Raw genomic sequence first — 18,519 nt, 5'->3', positions numbered from 1 at the left:
GGGCTAACATATTATAAGACCGTATGATTGAATTACAACCCTGCTTGATCTCTTAGCAATTCTGCTTTATCTACGCGTTCCCATGGAAGATCAACATCAGTACGTCCGAAATGACCGTAAGCTGCGGTTTGTCTGTAAATCGGTTTACGCAAATCAAGCATAGAAATGATGCCCGCAGGGCGAAGATCAAAGTTGTTGCTGATCAGTTGAACCATTTTCTCTTCACTGATTTTACCTGTTCCGTATGTATCCACATTTATCGAGACAGGAGTAGCTACACCGATGGCATAGGCAAGTTGGATCTCACATTTGTCGGCCAAACCAGCAGCTACAAGATTCTTAGCTACATAACGAGCTGCGTAAGCCGCAGAACGGTCCACTTTAGTTGGATCCTTACCTGAGAATGCTCCGCCGCCATGACGAGCATATCCGCCGTATGTATCGACGATAATCTTACGGCCAGTTAGACCAGCATCCCCTTGAGGACCCCCAATAACAAAACGTCCGGTTGGGTTAATAAAGTATTTGGTTTCTGCATCAAGCAGTTCCGCAGGAACAACAGGCAAAATAACATGTTCTTTAATATCCGCCTGAATTTGTTCAAGAGAAATTTCCTCTGCATGTTGTGTAGATACTACGATAGCGTCTACGCGTACAGGTTTTTCATCTTGATACTCAATCGTAACTTGTGTTTTGCCGTCTGGACGAAGATAGTCCAAGGTTCCGTTCTTACGAACTTCAGATAAACGACGTGCAATACGATGTGATAAGGCAATCGGAAGTGGCATCAGTTCAGGTGTCTCGTTCGTAGCAAAACCAAACATGAGCCCTTGATCGCCTGCACCAATATTAGCTGTTTCTTCAGCTACTTGAGCAGGATCACGGTGTTCTAAAGCAGAGTTAACACCTTGGGCAATATCAGCGGACTGCTCGTTAAGAGAACTCAACACAGCACATGTATTATAGTCGAAACCATACTTTGCACGTGTGTATCCAATTTCTTTGATGGTATTGCGTACGATGGCAGGAATATCAACATACTCTGATTTGGTACTGATTTCCCCGATCACCAGTACAAGACCTGTTGCTACTGCTACTTCGCAGGCTACACGTGCATTAGGATCATTAACTAAAAATGCATCCAATACTGCGTCGGAAATCTGGTCACAGATTTTATCCGGATGCCCTTCCGTAACGGACTCAGAAGTAAACAAATGACGCCCTTTAATAGACAAGTATAACAACCTCCCATATGGTTAGTCTGACACTGTATAAGGGATTCCTTAATGATAACAGGCCAAATAATAAAACTAAATAATATAAATAATTCAGGTTTGCCTGATTTCTTTTTATGAAGGATTTTCGCAAAATTTAATGCCTGCATTCACTAAACTCTTCAAAAAATGAACCTTTTCCATATGGAAAAGGTCTAAGGCTTTCCTCAAAAGTCATATTATCTTATTTAGGGGGTGGTGTCAATTAAACACAGAGCCCCCCGTGAGAGTATGAATATTGATTTCACGCTATAAAAAAGCAATATCAGATAAGGAATAAGGGTATCCTAACCCCTGATATTATTGAAAAAGAGACTGTTCAGCTTGCTTAATGAGTCTCTTCGTAATTTCTCCTCCAACAGACCCATTATCCCTTGAACTCAGATGCCCAAGGTACTGACTACGGCCAGAACCACTACCTCCGACTGCTCCTAACTCAGAAGCAAACTCCGTGTCTGCCCCGCCTCCATAATGAGCCCCATATAAACCAAATTCAGCTGCAATTTCATATTGCATTTGTTTCAGCATTGTCCGACTTTCAGGTACGACTGTACGATTATTACGTGCCATGTTACAGCACCTCCTGTGAATTTGTAAGATTACAGGAATATTGTGCGTCCATCACTTAATCTTCAATCGCGCCAATGATTTGTAACTTTGGAAAACAGTTTGAAGGTATGATTAAGTCCGTTTACGGGCATTATGAATATATATCATTACACATTATTTCAAGGTATATCCACCACGAACCATCACAACAAGACCAAGGGTTTGACCCTCTTGAACAGCTATACCACGACCATCACGAGGGAAGGACAATAAGTGGTTAGATGGTGCAGCTAGTCCATTTGTAAGATCTTTACCATCTGTTAAATCGGCCACACCATTCGCATCTTGTGAAACGATTACTGCTTTACCCGCGCGAACGATAAATTCAGCGCCTGCAGAAGCAATTAAAGTTTGGCCAGGCTTCACATCAACAATCACAGATTCATTACTACTATTTTGACCAGGTGTAGCTACTGGCGCTGTGGTTGCACTAGGCGCAGGTGTAGCAGTCGCTACCGGAGTCGTCACTGCACCACCTGAAAGTGCTTTCTGAATTTGCTGATCGACGTAGCTTTTAGTAACTACAGGATCATCCGTTGTGCCAGGCTGAGAACCAACACCTGCACCTTCAGCAGTAATGTTTAGCAAAGACCCAGCCCATATACCACCAGCCAGCAATACAGCAGCGGTTGTTACTTTCCATACCGATTTCAAAGAAGTTCCTCCTCATTATTGGGGATAAAAACCTATAAAAAAAGAATAGCCTCCGAAGAGGCTATTCTGTGCTTCGGTAATCGGAGATTACTTAGCGGAGATTTCTGTTTCGCCTTTGATCTTGTTGCCATCAGCATCGAAGATTGCAGCGTCTTTCTTAACTTTAACAATGATTCTGTTAACACCGTTGGCGTTAAGATCAAGTTCTTCTTTAGCACCAGCAGCGGAATCAATGATTTTCTTGGAGAATTTAACAGACCATTTTCCTTTATCAGATCCGTATTTAATCGGAGTGATAGAAAGAATGTTATCTGATGAAATTTTGTTGCTAGAATTAACATCAGTGTTGATGTAGAATTCCAGGTTCGCTTTCAAGTCAGCTTCAGTTGTAGCTTCATTCAGGTCTTTGGAGAATCCGAGAATCAGTTCAGTTGAACCTCCGCTGGATACTACAGCTGAATCAAACGCAGGGCTAATTCTGCTAGTCAGCTTACCTTTTTGTTGTGCAACTGTACCATCGATTACGTTACCAGCAGTATCAGTAACACCATTCACAGCAAAGACATAGTCTTTAGTTTCTGTGATGCTGGAGCTAGGGATATATACATATGCACGAGCACGAGTTGGGTTAGTAGCAGATGATACTTCTTCGCCTTTTTCGTTCAATGTTTTAATTGTAACGTAAGAAGTGCTTGGAAGACCAGCATTGTTCAATGTGTAGCTGTTTTTATCAAGAATTGTGGATGATTTCAAACCGCTAGCATCAAACAGATCAACAGTGATCAAAGCATCACCATAAGTGTCATCACCAACAGATTTGCTATCATAGAACTTGATAGGAGCAGCGCCATTAACAACCAACAATTCTGGAGCTTTATCGTCAGTTGAAGTAGATCCGATTGTTACAGGCAATACTGCAGCAGTCAGTTCATTTGCACTGTAGGATTTATCTACGAACAATCCTGCAGGAATACGCAATGTGTAGCTACCAGCAGTTGGTACACTTACACCAGTGATAGTGAAAGTACTTCCGCTACCTTTAACAAGACTAGAATTGTGAAGTACAGTTGTAGCTTCACCAGTAGTATCATTAATCAGTTGCAGGGTGCCTTTACCTTTGTATACAACATTTTCAGAGAATTTCAGAACCAGACCTTTATTAACAGCTGTAGTTGTGTAAGTAACACCAGTTACAGTAGGAGCTACAGTGTCTTTAGTAAAGGTAATTGCTTGGCTAGCAGCTGTTCCCAAAATGTTACCCAGAGTATCTTTTACAGAAGCTCCGAATACTACAGAACCAGTGAAAGTTCCAGTTGAAGGGAAGCTAGTCAATGGGCTTTGAAGGGTGAACTTCTTGCCATTGTCAGTAGTCAACACTTGGAACGTACCTTGGCTTTCACCAACGGAGTTCAACAAGCGAACATTACCAACCAAAGAAGCACGATCAACTGTTTTGTCGAACTCAACTTCAACATACTTGTCACTTACTGGAGTTACGCTCTTGATTACTGGAGCAGCAACGTCAGAAACTACAGTTACAGTAGTTTTGATTGGGTTAGGATTAGCTACATTACCTGCAAAGTCAGTAACGTTAAGCAACGATACATCGTAAGTTTTGCCGCTATCCAATGTTCCTGCAGACAATTTATACTCAGTGTAAGTATCATTTGTTACAGTTACAGTAGCAACTTGACCATTTACGTAAGCAACAATACCAGTAGTTTTAACTGGTTCGCTGAATTTCACGTATACATCTTTAGTAGTTGCTTTTGCAGTAGAGCTAGCAGAAGCAAGTGTTGGAGCAACTGTATCAGCAACAGTGATCAGTTGTGTGTAAGCTGGGATAGCTTCAGCAGATGTTGTTGTTACAGCATCGTTAAGAACTACAGTGTAGTTACCTTTAAGGAATTTAACTCCTGGCAGGGTAATAACAGCTTCAGTGTTGTCAGCGTTGAAGGTAACATTAGCATTAGCTACTTCGTTAACATCACTACCCACTTTAGTTACTTTTACTACGCCGTCGATAACTTTGCTGGATTCAGCCAGTGTATCAACATCGATTGAACGGTTAAATTTGATTACTACTTGTTTAGCATTTGGAGCTTCTGCGGAAACAACCTTAGGAGCTGCCAAAGTTACTTTTGTAGTGTAATCATGATCATTGTGTTTGAAGTTGATTGTAGTTTCAACGCCTGCTACAAGAGCAGTTGTCAATTCAACAGTTGTAGTAGTTTTGTCAGAGAAAGTAACAACTACTTTAGTTGGGCTCAATGCTTCAGCAGAAACGATTGTAGCTGCTTGGCTCAATTGATCAACAGCATAAGCTGTTTCAACTACCAAAGAACGGCTAGCGTTAGCTTTGAAGTTAGTGTCTTTAGCAACCAAACCTGCATTGATTACTGCTTGAGCATAACCTTTAGCCCATGCGGATGCAGAGTTATCAGTTGTAGTTGGTTGTTCCAATTTCAAAGCGCGGAACAATACAGCCGCAACTTCTTCAACTGTTACTTTACCGTTGTAATCGAAGATACCTTTAACAGTATCTTTACCTTGCATGTAGTTTACTGCAGTAACAGCTTCGATGTAAGGCACTGCCCAGTTCGATGCGTTGTAACCTTTGTCTTTGTAAGACAATTTGTTACTTACTTCAGTAAGGTCGAACAATTTAGTAACGATCTTCGCGAACTCAGCACGAGTAAGATCTTTTTCAAGGTGAGCTTGACCATCTGGGTATCCGTTGAGAATACCTTTCGCTGCCAAAGCATCAAATTTTTGTTGCGGAGTTGTTGCTGCGTCACCAAACGCTACAGAGGCAAACATCGAGAATGCCATTGCTGTAGATAATGCTACGGATAAAATTTTCTTCATAACCTTTTTTTCTCCTCCTTGGACGTTCATAAACTGAGATTTTTCTTTAGTTGAGTAGCTCATGTCACTCATTAGCCGATGCACCCCCTTTCCCGAGTTGAGCAAATTAAGTATAAATAATGTCTGTGACGGGTATCACAGAAACTGGTAAACGATTTTAGGACATGACAATACTAGATTCCTAATTATACCTAAGTATTATACAATGTGCCTCAAGTCACGTAAAGCTAATTTTTCCATTTTGTTAAATTGGCTTTACCAGCGGTTAATTTCAGCCTCTGTGTAAATGACTCTACACCTTAAACGCAGAAGATTTGAAAAAGTTGCGGTTTCTCAAAAAAAATCTTCTTTTTTATATTTTCCGGTGTGATCCCATTAGAAGATACATATGTATGTTCTACTAACTATTGTTAATCATGGGTGCCTACGGAAAACAGTATATCATAGTCGCTTTCTAAACGTCATTATGCAATATTTACTAAGAATCATTAACACTTGTACTATTAATTTAAACATTCCTACAAAAAACAAAAAAAGCGCCGTTGCCGACGCTTGCTTCTATTACATTGTTTCTAACGAATCTTCATAGATAATTGGATCAATTCCTGACGCTTCTCAGGACTCGAGTTCACATTGTCATACATTGCATCAATAGCTGCGCGGTTCTCGCGGTAGCTCTTCTCATGCTTGATTGTAGTATGAGACCATTCGATCAGAGCATTCTCAGTAACAACAAGCTCGTTGTATGAATCGTGGAATCCTGTTGCTTGCACCAGTTCTTCCATAACCTCTTGAGTGATCTCCTGTAGTGCCCGTTTAGCTGCAATTTCCTTCTCCAACACTTTTGCTCTATTCTCAAACATATTCTTGGCTTTCATGTAATCCAACTGTGCTTTTGATAAAATCGGTTTCATCGATGGCTTTCACCTTTCAGAAAATAATATTTTCTACATTATTGTATCGTAAATCGGTGCAGATTACAAAATTTATGTCGCTGGTAATTGTTATCTTTACATCAAAACTCCGACCTACGAATACTTTTCGCAAGCCGGAGCACTTTTTTTTATTCTTTAGTTAAAGTTCTTAGGGAAGATGCTTGTACTCTTCTGTAAGAGTGCCACAGTAATCTTACCGGCCTCTGCTCTAGTCAACTTACCCTTCGGGTTAAAGTTATAGACGGGCTTCTTTTGGCCTGTAACGGTCACAGCGCTTCCTTCCATAATCTTAGCTTTAGATATAGCTTCAATTGCAGGACGTGAGTAGAAATCCATGTTACTTGTATCAACAAATGATTTGCTTAAGCTTGCTAGCAGTTTACTGTCATTCAAAGACATCTTGAGTTTCAACGCCCTAGCTATCATTACTGCGGCTTGTTCACGTGTTAAGGCTTGATCAGGCCCAAAGAAGCCATCACTGAGGCCTGTAACAATACCTGCCCTAGCAGCTGTCTCAATGTGTTTGAAATCCCATGTGGCCGCGACGGCTTCTGGCACAATATCAAAGAAGGTTTGTTTATTAGCATCATAGTTCAAAGGAATACTTAATGATTTCACCAACAATGTTGCAAATTCACCACGAGTGGTCAAATCATCGGCTCCGAATGCATCTGCTCGAAGATTAGTCATAAATCCTTTGGAATACAATCCATTCATTATATTTCTGCCCCATGGATGATTCGTAATATCAACAAAACCACGGCGCAGCTTCATAACAGTGTAATAACCAAATTCATCGAATGGAACGGTGATGGTATGTTTCTTCGTATCTACGACACCGCCCAAGTTCTCCCACTTACCTGAATCTGTATATCGGAATACTGTAATAGTCGATCCCACTTCATCCACTATGCTGGAGTTGAAAGTAAGCGTCAATTCACCACGTTGGGAAGGTACGATTTTTCTTGTTTGACTATACTGTGTAAAATATCCAGTCTTTCCACTGGCATCCACGAAATGTGGGGTAACCCCGTTAGTCTCAAGATTAACGCCATCATTTCCTAGACCCCCACTAAGCCAATAGATATCCGATACTCTCGAAAAGTTATTAGTAGAGACGGTTGATGTAAAGCGCAGAGCAAGATCCTGTGGAATCACAAGCTGCCCGCCCCCGCCTTCGGTTCTGTCGTCACTACCCGTTACATTGATAATGTTCCCGTAATCATTCTTACGTTCAACAACGCCATCAGCGGGATCCGCAATACCAAACAACAGTTTTGTATTAGGATAATATTTTGCAGCACCAGAGCTAGTATATCCCTTCATAATCGTACCTTTAGGGAAGTTCAATTCCAAGGTTTTATTAAAGACACTATACTTCGTAGCTACCTTCTCCGCCATATATTGTGTATCAATCTGCACAGCACTGGCATAATACACATTTATGGTATCGCTTATTGTGGAGTTAGCACGAACCACTTGTATCTTAATAGGATTCGATTTGTCTGCTTTTAAACCCACATAATCATAGGTGAAGCGATCTTGATTTGGCAAATCCGTACGTTTAATTGCTTCTTCTTTGCCAATTATTACTTTAGTGGCACCTTCAGCCTCAATATCAAAACGAACAAAGTTTTTGTTAACAACAATTTGCTCACCTACCGTCGCTACAGGTGACAGAAGACGATATGGAGCAACTTCCCGCACTACTTCAAGACGTTGTGTAGTTCTTGCTCCTGTTTTGTTAATAAGCTCTAGGGTATAAACTTGACTTCCTGGGGCATCAAATTTAATGTCACGTAATCTTAAAATAAAGTTTTTAGCACTGCCAATGTAGTCATAATACAGACCATTTGCAGCCACTTCATCAGGATAACGTTTAGGACCAATAGGTCCAGCGGATTCCGTACCGTCAATTAGCAGCTTATCTTGCCCCGTCGAAGTAAACACCAAAGTAGAGCCCTGATAAAGATTCAGCGTTGTAGCACCACTACCTTGTAGTACCAAGTCGAATTTATCTTTGTTTGTTGTATATTTTTCATCCTTATATACAATCTCAGCCGGCAATGCCAGCATGGCATTACGCTCGACTTCATTAGAAAGGGTTGTAGTTGTAAAAGGTAAACGATTATCCCCTAAAGTAGGATGGAATTGTTTTATCCCAGAAATGTTGGTATCAATGATGTAAATTTTAAGTTCTTTTTTGATAATACGTTGGTTACCAGCATTATCTCTTGAGACTCCAGTAAACACGATTTTATTCTCACCGTATACCAGTGGTCCCGTCTGACTGATTGTCACAGTGAAATTAAAAGTTGTTTTATTTACTGTTGAGTTTTTTTCTACTTCAAGCTTAAAAGGATTGCTAGATAATGAGTTACTGTCTGTACCGTTAATTTGCACTTGTGCATTTTCTATATTTTCGAACCCGATATATTCCCCAGCGACATTAAGTTTTTTTTCTACACTGGAATCGAATTCGTAGGTCTGACCATCTTGCAGATTACTTACATATATATAGTTTTTCGATACATATGAAATATCAGCATTATAGAAGGATTCTGATCCTTTATAACGGAATTGTACCTTTTGTTGACCATTAGAGAACCCTGATATTTTATAAATATATTCATTTGTTCCTGTGCCTGCAGTTACATAATCTATGGATAGTGGTTTATTACTCAAAGGCAAATAGTTTGCAGTTATATCTGCTGGGGTTGTTGATCTATTTGTCTTCGCCATTATATAGAAACTATCCGTCTCTAACTGTTGGCCATTCAAAGGCAATTTAGAGATATTGGTAAGATCACCTGAGCCTGTATATCCAGGAAGGTAGTACATTTCTGTTATAACAGTCTCATTTTTCAAAAATTTATATGAATAAAGATGAGAACTGCTGTGGCTGCCATAATCTACAGACAATTTAAAGTCATTTACACCCGCCAAGATTTCTAAATCAGCTGCAGTCTTAAATTTAACCAATTTATACGTTGGCGTAACGCCATCAGGACCAGGAATTGTTAATTCTTCTGTCACAGCACTAATCGTTACAACTTTTTCGGAACTATTACCTTTATTAAGAGTTAGCACAGCATTTGTTGCAAACGGAGCCACGTTATATGGAACTAAGATCTGTCCAGTAAAACCTGCAACACTTGGAGTCAAATCAGCAGTCAACGTAGGCACATTATCATTTAAGATATTATAGTCCGCATTGTCGTGGTTGATGTTCAAAGAAGCGTACGGTTGATCCTTATCAAAGAAATATACGGATCTGTCTATTGTTATTGAATCCGAAGCATTTTGAATAACAATCTTAAGCGTACTTAATCCCGGACTCAAGTTCAGCGCGGGGGTGAAAAATGTTCCGTCTTCCAATAGGGAAGTTTGTAATGCAGTTCCTCCATTCACGGAGACACTGACTTTAGTGGCATTCGTTACTTTACCTTGAAGAGTAACTGTAGATACTGGTACGACAACTTGTGTTCCTTCATTTAAATTAAGCGCAGAAGGACCACCCAAAACTTTTAATTCTGTTACATAGGGAACTTTATCATAAAGAACATAAAATGATTCTGAACGTTGGAGATTCCCTTGCATACCAGAAAAGGTCACCTTATTAAAACCTGTATACAAAACAAGACCAGATGCTACAAAACGGTTATCCGGGCTATTGGTATCTGTTGTTACCGCTCCCGTAGTCAGGTGAGTAGCATCTGTTACCCATTTATTAGATTGACTATCTTTTGTAAGCTGCTCTACAGTAACCTTCATCGTGGAAGATGTTACCTGAGAGTAGGTTCCTGTAATTGAAAAGGTAGGGCTACTTACTTTGTAAACACTAGAACGGTCAATAAGTCCCTCAGGATTAGGATTAGCTGTTGTTGCTACAACATCCTGTTTCAACAGAACAGTATTCCGTAATGTGAGATCATCCGGACTGAAGAAAGTCGTGGAGCTCGTGGTAGCCGCTGCCGCTATGGGCGTGTATTTACCTGGGAACATAGAAACGATCAAAGCCGCCAGCATCAGCCAAACGAACGGTCTCTTAAAGCGTTGCATGTGTTATATCTCTCCTTTGAGTATAAATTCTCGTAAACCTTCACTTTGTTCTTTATCGGTCATAGGAAGCGATATTTTTAGGGAAAACAACAAAAAACTCATCCGAAAAGGGATGAGTTTTGTTAGTTATAGAAAATATTAGAATAATACCATTAATAAATTAAGATTTGGAACCTCTTTCCGGATTAGCTTTCATACGAATTCTTAAAAAGAAATCAATCAACGGACGTTTAGTCTTACCGATCAAACCTGTAACTTCCGCACCGATCTGCAAGAAGAAGAGCATGATGCAGATGACTACAAAGGTAACCCAGTTCGCCTCGTAAAGAGCGGCAGAGGATTGAATAACAGCTAAAACTCCGAAAAATGCAGCAATACCATAAATAATGAGCACAGTCTGACGATGACTAAAGCCTAGCTCGCGAAGGCAATGATGCAAGTGACCTTTATCTGGTGCAAAGATTGGTTTCTTCTGCAGCTTACGGCGCACGATCGCAAAGAACGTGTCCGACAACGGTACACCAATAATAAGCAAAGGTGTAATAAACGAAACCACGGCAATCTGTTTAAACCCTAGCAAAGCAAGTAAAGCTAAGCAGAAGCCTAAGAACAGCGATCCCGTATCCCCCATAAAAATCTTGGCGGGATGGAAGTTGAAGAACAAGAATCCGATTATGCTACCCAGAAGCAACAGGCATAACATTGCAACCATCGTGTTACCCATCAAGAAAGCCATTACCGCAATCGTAGCAATCGCAATCCCTGATACACCAGCAGCAAGCCCGTCCAACCCGTCAATCAGGTTAACAGCATTGGTGACACCAACAATCCAGAAAATCGTAAGCGGGATAGCAATCCAGCTTTCCAATGAAGAATACGTATTGTTAAATGGAATATTCACAAAATCTACAGTAATACCAAAACCGAAAACTACAATACATGCTGCGACAATTTGGCCCAGCAGCTTCAACTTTGCTGATAATTCAAATCGGTCATCCAACCCTCCGATAAGTACAATCAGTCCGCCGCCACACAGCAGCGCTTTGATGAAGTTGGCCTCCCGCGGAGTGAACTCATATGGAATAATCGGCAATACGGCAAGCAGGCCTAACACAAACGCCAGAAAAATAGCTAATCCGCCAAGGCGGGGCATAATTTTCGTGTGCACTTTACGAGCATTCGGCACATCTGTCGCACCAATCTTAATGGCGAATTTTTTCACCAAAGGTGTGAGGCCAAGTGCGAGTCCCATGCATACGATAAATCCAGCGATGTATATGATTAACATTTGATCAGTCGACCCCCATTTCTCTACCGCATTGAATTATACGCTGTTACAAAAACAAATTCCAATCCCTTTTTTAGGCTATTCATCTGATTTTCTAGGTGAATATCGGCATTTGACTAGACTTTTGTTACTTTATCTTTCTCACGCACCACTTTTAATGCGAATTTCGGCAACGCAAGCATTCTTTTGTACCGCGTAGGCTCTTTTAATAAACGGTACAACCATTCAATTCTCATTTTTTGGAAAACTTTTGGCGCTCTCTTGCTCTTGCCAGAAATTACATCAAAGCTGCCGCCGACCCCCATCATGATCGGAACACCTAACTTGGATTTGTGTTTTGCAATCCATGGTTCCTGACTATCCGCGCCTCTGGCCACAAATAATAAGTCAGGATTGGTTTTAACAATTCCAGCAATAATTTCATCGTCCGATTCCGGACCAAAATAACCGTCATGATATCCTGCAATAATAACACGCGGATATTGCAATTGTAACCTTTCAGCGGTTTCCTGAATCACCTCAGGTGTAGAACCAAGGAGATATACCTTCCATCCATATCTTTCACCCTGTTGCATCAATTCATGTAACAGGTCAAACCCAGCTACCCGTTCGGTTACAGGCTCCTTACAATAATTAGCAGCCCATACCACACCGGTTCCATCTGGGACAACCAATTCAGCTGACTTCATTATCTCCATATAAGCTGGATCTTCCAAAGCAGCCATAACCATAATCGGATTAGCTGTAATCACTTGATGCGGGATACGGGTATGAACCGCCTCTGTCAAATAAGCAACAGTTGCTGCCATATCCACCTTGGAGACTCTAATCCCAAAAATAGGAACTGTAGGTACCGCGCTTTCTGCTTTCACTTTAGATCATCCTTTATGGTGGAAATATTCTACGATTTGCCGTGCTGGAGCCCCTGCTTCTTGAATCAACGAGGAGAGGATCGTCTCCCGCTCATTTCTCCATCCCTCTGTTGTTTCCAAAAGATGGCCTATCTCAGCAGCAACTTGTCCAGCATCTAATGATTGGGTCGTGCCCACAGGCTGACACCGAACTCTGTCTAGAAAATGATCAATTTTCGGATCATAAGAGATACCAATCAGCGGAACTCGCCGCCCTGCGGCATAAATCAGGCTATGAAGACGCATTCCGATCAGCACTTCACATTGCCCTACTTCCCGCAGCATGTGTTGCGGATGACTGGCATCTTCACAAATACTGACCTGCCCCCCATGCTGGCTTATATTTTCTTCCAGCTTCTCCATCACATAACGTGAGGCTTCAATATCCGATGGAAGATGAAACGGAAGGAATCTTAAATGCAATGGTTTCTCAAGATTCGCCTTAATCAAGCCTTGAGCAAGAGCGTCCAGCTCCTTGCGATCTTGTTCCCAATAACGTACCGAAATACCTACTACCGGAAGTGAATCTGAAGACTCTGGTAATTCAGCAGCATCAGTATCATCAGGTAAAGATAAGCCCATCACCGGGTCAGGAACAACCTCTATGTTCTTCTGTTCTAATCCCATAGAAAGTAAAAGCTCGCGGGATTGTTCATCCCGCACAGAGATATAGGTACATTTGCGAAACACTGATTTGATTAATGGGTGGAAAAGCTTACGATTCACAGGTCCGATTCCTTGAGCATAAATAAAGGTCGGTTTACCCATCCACTGCGCAAGCTTGATAATACCTAAATAGTAAGGAATACTCTTGCTTCCTGTTACATCTTGCAGCAAGCTACCTCCACCGCTGATCAGACCAGAACTCTCATAAATAGCTTGACGGACTTCAACCAGCTTCATCCGGTGCACAGATTTCACTCCATATGTGGCGCTAGTCCACTCAGGATCGATGGACAAGACAATGGGTTCGATCTCTATACCTGCAGCTTGAGAATGTTGTTGCAGTGCAATCAATATAGATTGCAGTACCGCCTCATCCCCGCTGTTATGGAAACCGTAATAACCGGAAATAACTATCTTTTTAGGAGTGGCGACCATCGTTTCCAACACCCTTCTGCAATTTGCCATACGATTACGGCAATCACACCAATGATCAGTCCTAATCCAAGACCGAGCAAGCCACGAATGAGCGAGATCAGAACTGGCGAGTGAATATGTGCAAAGGTATCCACCATGGAGAGCTGACCGATTACAGCAATAATCATGATAAACGCTGCATTCCGGTATCTAAAGGCCAAGAATGCACCAAGAATTAATAACGGATGCGCTAGCAAAAACTCTTTATTACGCGGTCGAACGCCAACCGTATTTTCCAAGAAGGTACGTAAAACCATTTCCAGCGGACTCACACTGCCACCGTTACCTGTACGGGTCATGTAATAATAGCCAACAACCGCCAAAACAAAGGCAATGATAATCATCGCAAATGTGATTGGTGTCCGCAGCAGCTTACCTGTCTTGTTAAAGACAAAATCCCCGCGATACAAAAGTACGTAAAGTGCCACAAGACCGATAGGCGCCATATGAAGCAGACTGACACCACGGAACTGGTTGAGAACCAGGCTATAAGTAACATTATTAAGCAGTGCTATCATAAACGGCACAGCGCTCAAAGAGATCAGTGAAGTCTTAAAATAAAGCACTAAGCTATGTGTAAACCGGCGTTGCGGGCTCATAGCCTTATAGGTAAGGGGATTGCTCCGTAGAGGTGGCCCCATTTCATTAACCTTACGAATGGCAAGCACAACGGCAAGCGTTGGTGCACTTATCGCAGCGGCAAGCGCGAGCGCTTGTTCAAACATTTCAGGCTTCACTAGCATCAGGCCTGCACTTCCAATCAGACCTAACACCCAGGCAGCAAGCGTGAGCTGTGGAATGAAGTAAGAGACCAGCAGAGCCACTAAAGACACTGCTCCAACCACCGCAACTAACTTAAAGTAACGTTGATAAGAGGAATCTACAACCTCAAATGCCGTAGCTTGTCCCAACTTAAATCCATTATCTTCAATCTGCTCAACAGCTCCGCCTGGTTCGCTTAGGCTGGTAATAAGATTATCTAATGTATCTGTTACCTGTGCCTTAGCAGTATTTCTTGCAGGAATCGTGTTTAAGTAGATCATGCGGATATTCCGATCCTTTGTTGCCAGAGCGAAACGGTCCGAAATCACTTTTGGATCTAAAGCAGAATCACCCTCACTAAGGGAATATAAACGCGTCACATTATAATCCAGCAAATAAGCGAGCCTGTTAAAGCCCTTTTGCTGTTTCTTAATATTCTCAATTGCTGCAATCCCCATTCCACGTTCCTTAAGGAGATTAGCAAAGTCAGTGATACTGCCAGTATCGGCATCATCATTAAACCCTTTAACAGACTCACCTTCAAATAGAATCCGTTTAACACCCAATTCCTCATAACGATCCAACAGCTTCTTTACCGTGGCTTCATTATAAGTCAGAGAATCCACAAGACGAGGTACAATACTGAATCCCTTGTTGTGCAGCATCTCCAATGTAAATGGATCGGGCTGGAGCGGCTTCAATGTAGCATCTTCTAGCGGGGTCTCAATGATAAGACCCTGCTGTCCGCGGAAACTCCAGTCTCTTGAATTAATCCCAAGATTACTAAATGCTTCTTTAATTACAGGCGCTAAAGTATCGCTGTAATCAGCACTGGTAAAAAGAATATAGGTATAGTTCTCATTTTCAGGAATGATCGTGTCCGTAAGATTAGCTATATCAGCCGCACCCCATATCATCAGACGACGCGCCTTACGATAATCTTCCAATGTGCTTTCGTAAATCGCCATACTCTGAACACCCGCGTCTTTAAGGCGATCTAACTGCTCGGAAATATAATCTTGTGGATTTGCACGATAGCTGGCTACATCAACCAGATCACGATAATCAAATACAAATTCTACTGTCTTGGAAGACTTCTCCGTCTGCAGTCGATCATAGACCACAGGCAAGGCTGCTATAACGCCAACCACAACTATGATCCACAGCCACTTTCGGGAAGTAATATTCCAACGTTGCCATTTTTGCCGCACCAAAAGTACCTCCTCTTTCGCTTTAAAAACTCTTTTAACAAAAGTAGAAACGGATCGTCATCCTTTTAGAGACGGTACCCGTTTCTACATAAAATATAATTCACAATATAGAAGGCACTCTATATTTATTATTGTCCCCCGTCAACGCGAGCCATAACCTGTTTCGACAGTGCAGCAACCTTATCCTTAGCATTCTGCAGGGAGTCACCCACTACTGCAAAATAAACCTTAATCTTAGGCTCTGTGCCGGAAGGGCGCAGGCAGAACCAAGATCCGTCAGCCAGCAAATACTTCAGTACATTTTCCTTCGGCAGTCCATTTAAGCCCAGAGAATAATCCTGAATTTCTGTTACGGCAGATCCAGCAATTTCTTGTGGTGCATTAGAACGCCAATCATTCATGATTCCTTGAATTTGCGCAACGCCATCTTTGCCTTTCAGCGTACGGGACTCCAAGCTTTCCAAGAAGTATCCGAACTGCTCGTACAATTCCTGAAGAACATCATATAATGTTTTGCCTTGAGCTTTATAATAAGCACCTGCTTCAGCGATAAGCATAGCAGCAAGAACAGCATCCTTATCACGAGCATAATTGCCTGCAAGATAACCATAGCTTTCTTCATATCCGAAAAGATATGTGTATTCTCCGGATTGTTCGAACTGCGTCATCTTTTCTCCAATATATTTGAAGCCAGTCAGCGTATTAAATACAGTTGCACCATAATGAGAAGCTACAGCAGCCCCCATTTCGCTAGTAACGATAGTCTTTACAACCGCACCATTGCGAGGCAGCTTTCCTTGTTCCTGCAAACGACTCAAATAGTAATGAATCATCAGTGCTCCGGATTGATTGCCGGACAGAACAACAAATTTACCTTCATTGTCGCGAACTACCGCACCCATACGGTCTGCATCAGGATCTGTACCAATCAAAAGGTCAGCATTCAACTCTTCGCCCAGCTTCATAGCCAGCGTAAAAGCTTCACGTTCCTCCGGGTTCGGAGATTTCACTGTAGAGAATTCAGAATCCGGCTGCTCTTGCTCAGGTACAACATGCACCTGGGTGAAGCCGATTTTCTCAAGTACACGGCGGACTGGCAAATTACCTGTACCATGCAGCGGAGTGTATACGATTTTGAAGTCTTTTCCAAGCGTAGAGGCAATCTCTTCACTTGCAAGACTGACCGCAGCAACAGTATCGGTAAACGCTTCGTCATCCTTCTCTCCTAGCCAGTGCAACAGTCCTTGAGCTTCAGCTTCTTCTTGCGAAATCCGCTTCACACCATCAAAAGTGTCAACCTCTAATATGTAAGAAATGACCTTTTCGGCTTCGTGTGGTACAAGCTGTCCGCCTTCCGAATTATAGACCTTATAACCATTGTATTCAGGAGGGTTATGGCTCGCGGTGATTACAATACCACCCGTTGCTTTCAAATAACGCACACTGAATGACAGCTGTGGTGTTGAACGAAGGGAAGTAAACAAATGCGCCTCGATACCATTAGCAGCCAGTACGAGAGCAGCCTCAAGTGTGAATTCAGGCGAGAAGCGGCGAGAGTCATGCGCGATAACAACCGAAGGTCTGCCTTCTCCAGTATGCTTTTCTAGAATATAATTAGCGAAGCCTTGTGTAGCTCTGCCAACAGTATAACGATTGATACGATTGCTGCCCGCACCAATAACCCCACGCAAGCCGCCTGTACCAAACTCTAAGTCTCTGTAAAAACGCTCTTCAAGCTCCTGTGGCTCATTCTCCAGAGCGCGAAGCTCTGCCTTTGTAGCCTCGTCAACAGAAGGGTCCTGCAACCAGCGGGATAATGTGTCTGCCGCTTTTGCACTTAATTGAGTCATATGAATCTCTCCTTTAGATATATTTATAAAAAAATAAAATATTTAGCTCAGAGCAAACATAATTTCTCCAGAGGCTACAACCTTACCTTCAACGGAAGCAGTAGCTTGTCCTTTTCCGATGCTGCCCTTAAGACGGGTGATCTCTACTTCAAGAGTAAGTGTATCGCCCGGTACCACTTGACCACGGAAACGGAATCCGTCCAGCCCAGCTAAAAAACCGATTCGGCCGCGATTAGCCTCTACTCCCAGGATAGCAACCGCACCCACTTGTGCAAGGGCTTCTGTAATCAGTACACCCGGCATTACCGGATAGCCCGGAAAGTGACCTACAAAGAACGGTTCATTGATCGTTACATTTTTGATTCCTACAGCTTTTTTGCCCATTTCAATCTCGATAATTTTGTCCACCAGCAGAAATGGAGGCCGATGGGGGATGATTTCTTGAATTTGGTTGATATCCAGCATTATGACAAAACTCCTTTCGGATGTTGCACATTTTCTTTTATTCTTTGCCGAAATGCATAAAATTAGGCAGGTTCGGTAAAAACTATATTTATCCTTCACCAACTGCAGAAGTGGAGGTTGAGATAAGGGGCTTTCTCCACCGGATGCGGCAGCATGGCGGAGAGGGCCCTTTTTGCTGCCCGAGGCCCCCCACCATTATACATTTTTCAGCATAAAAAAGAAAACTCCCTTGTATAACAAGGGAGTGGTTAAATCATCTTCATTTATGGAGCAAAAACCAAATCATATACATGTCTCCACGTGCTCCACTGCAGAGCATCGCTTAACTCTTTCTTACCCAGGACAACGTAACCGACGGCCAGGCCGCCTCCAAGTGCAGCTACGAGAAGCAAGGGAATAAGAACCCATTGTATCATGGTCCATTTGGAGATCCCTCGTGGAGAGGGTTCTTTCTTCTCTTCCGATTTAACTTTTTCCTGTCGATCCATTC

The 18,519-nt window shown here is 42.2% G+C and carries 13 protein-coding genes; all 13 read right to left on the bottom strand.

Annotated elements, in window-relative coordinates; genetic code table 11:
* Positions 1 to 32 precede the first annotated feature (32 nt).
* The 13 genes from metK to MHH49_RS11835 all read right to left on the bottom strand — a co-directional run bounded on the left by metK (position 33) and on the right by MHH49_RS11835 (position 18,517).
* Positions 33 to 1,235: a methionine adenosyltransferase gene (gene metK / locus MHH49_RS11895; RefSeq protein WP_036681514.1), complete on the bottom strand. Its 1,203-nt coding sequence runs from the start codon at positions 1,233 to 1,235 to the stop codon at positions 33 to 35.
* A 339-nt stretch (positions 1,236 to 1,574) separates the two neighbouring features.
* Positions 1,575 to 1,844, bottom strand: a complete 270-nt coding sequence (locus MHH49_RS11890; RefSeq protein WP_036681516.1) for an alpha/beta-type small acid-soluble spore protein — start codon at positions 1,842 to 1,844, stop codon at positions 1,575 to 1,577.
* A gap of 153 nt (positions 1,845 to 1,997) precedes the next feature.
* On the bottom strand, positions 1,998 to 2,537 hold the full coding sequence (locus MHH49_RS11885) for a hypothetical protein (protein WP_038573625.1): 540 nt from the start codon (positions 2,535 to 2,537) through the stop codon (positions 1,998 to 2,000).
* An 87-nt stretch (positions 2,538 to 2,624) separates the two neighbouring features.
* Positions 2,625 to 5,477 (bottom strand): Ig-like domain-containing protein, encoded by a 2,853-nt coding sequence (locus MHH49_RS11880; RefSeq protein ID WP_052097368.1) that lies wholly within the window; start codon positions 5,475 to 5,477, stop codon positions 2,625 to 2,627.
* Positions 5,478 to 5,977: 500 nt separating this feature from the next.
* Positions 5,978 to 6,319 carry a hypothetical protein gene (locus MHH49_RS11875; RefSeq protein ID WP_036681520.1) on the bottom strand — a complete coding sequence of 114 codons (342 nt, stop codon included), beginning with the start codon at positions 6,317 to 6,319 and terminating at the stop codon, positions 5,978 to 5,980.
* A gap of 156 nt (positions 6,320 to 6,475) precedes the next feature.
* Positions 6,476 to 10,402: an S-layer homology domain-containing protein gene (locus MHH49_RS11870; RefSeq protein ID WP_076099679.1), complete on the bottom strand. Its 3,927-nt coding sequence runs from the start codon at positions 10,400 to 10,402 to the stop codon at positions 6,476 to 6,478.
* Positions 10,403 to 10,562: 160 nt separating this feature from the next.
* A complete protein-coding gene (locus tag MHH49_RS11865; RefSeq protein ID WP_036681523.1) occupies positions 10,563 to 11,690 on the bottom strand; it encodes a glycosyltransferase family 4 protein in 1,128 nt (375 codons plus the stop codon).
* Between the two features lie 116 nt (positions 11,691 to 11,806).
* On the bottom strand, positions 11,807 to 12,562 hold the full coding sequence (locus MHH49_RS11860; protein WP_036681526.1) for a WecB/TagA/CpsF family glycosyltransferase: 756 nt from the start codon (positions 12,560 to 12,562) through the stop codon (positions 11,807 to 11,809).
* Positions 12,563 to 12,568: 6 nt separating this feature from the next.
* Entirely contained in the window at positions 12,569 to 13,702 is a 1,134-nt protein-coding gene (gene csaB / locus MHH49_RS11855; protein WP_036681529.1) for a polysaccharide pyruvyl transferase CsaB, read from the bottom strand.
* Positions 13,678 to 15,714 (bottom strand): DUF5693 family protein, encoded by a 2,037-nt coding sequence (locus MHH49_RS11850; RefSeq protein ID WP_036681532.1) that lies wholly within the window; start codon positions 15,712 to 15,714, stop codon positions 13,678 to 13,680. The genes csaB and MHH49_RS11850 overlap by 25 nt, the downstream gene beginning before the upstream one ends.
* Positions 15,715 to 15,842: 128 nt before the next feature.
* On the bottom strand, positions 15,843 to 17,564 hold the full coding sequence (locus tag MHH49_RS11845) for a phospho-sugar mutase (RefSeq protein WP_036681534.1): 1,722 nt from the start codon (positions 17,562 to 17,564) through the stop codon (positions 15,843 to 15,845).
* A 42-nt stretch (positions 17,565 to 17,606) separates the two neighbouring features.
* Entirely contained in the window at positions 17,607 to 18,029 is a 423-nt protein-coding gene (fabZ, locus tag MHH49_RS11840; protein WP_036681536.1) for a 3-hydroxyacyl-ACP dehydratase FabZ, read from the bottom strand.
* Positions 18,030 to 18,292: 263 nt separating this feature from the next.
* Positions 18,293 to 18,517, bottom strand: a complete 225-nt coding sequence (locus MHH49_RS11835) for a DNA-directed RNA polymerase subunit beta (protein WP_036681538.1) — start codon at positions 18,515 to 18,517, stop codon at positions 18,293 to 18,295.
* Positions 18,518 to 18,519 lie beyond the last annotated feature (2 nt).

It is taken from the genome of Paenibacillus sp. FSL F4-0122 (genome assembly GCF_038002845.1).
In the GTDB taxonomy this organism is placed as follows: domain Bacteria; phylum Bacillota; class Bacilli; order Paenibacillales; family Paenibacillaceae; genus Paenibacillus_AQ; species Paenibacillus_AQ odorifer.
This window is presented reverse-complemented; position numbering and strand designations above follow the sequence as displayed.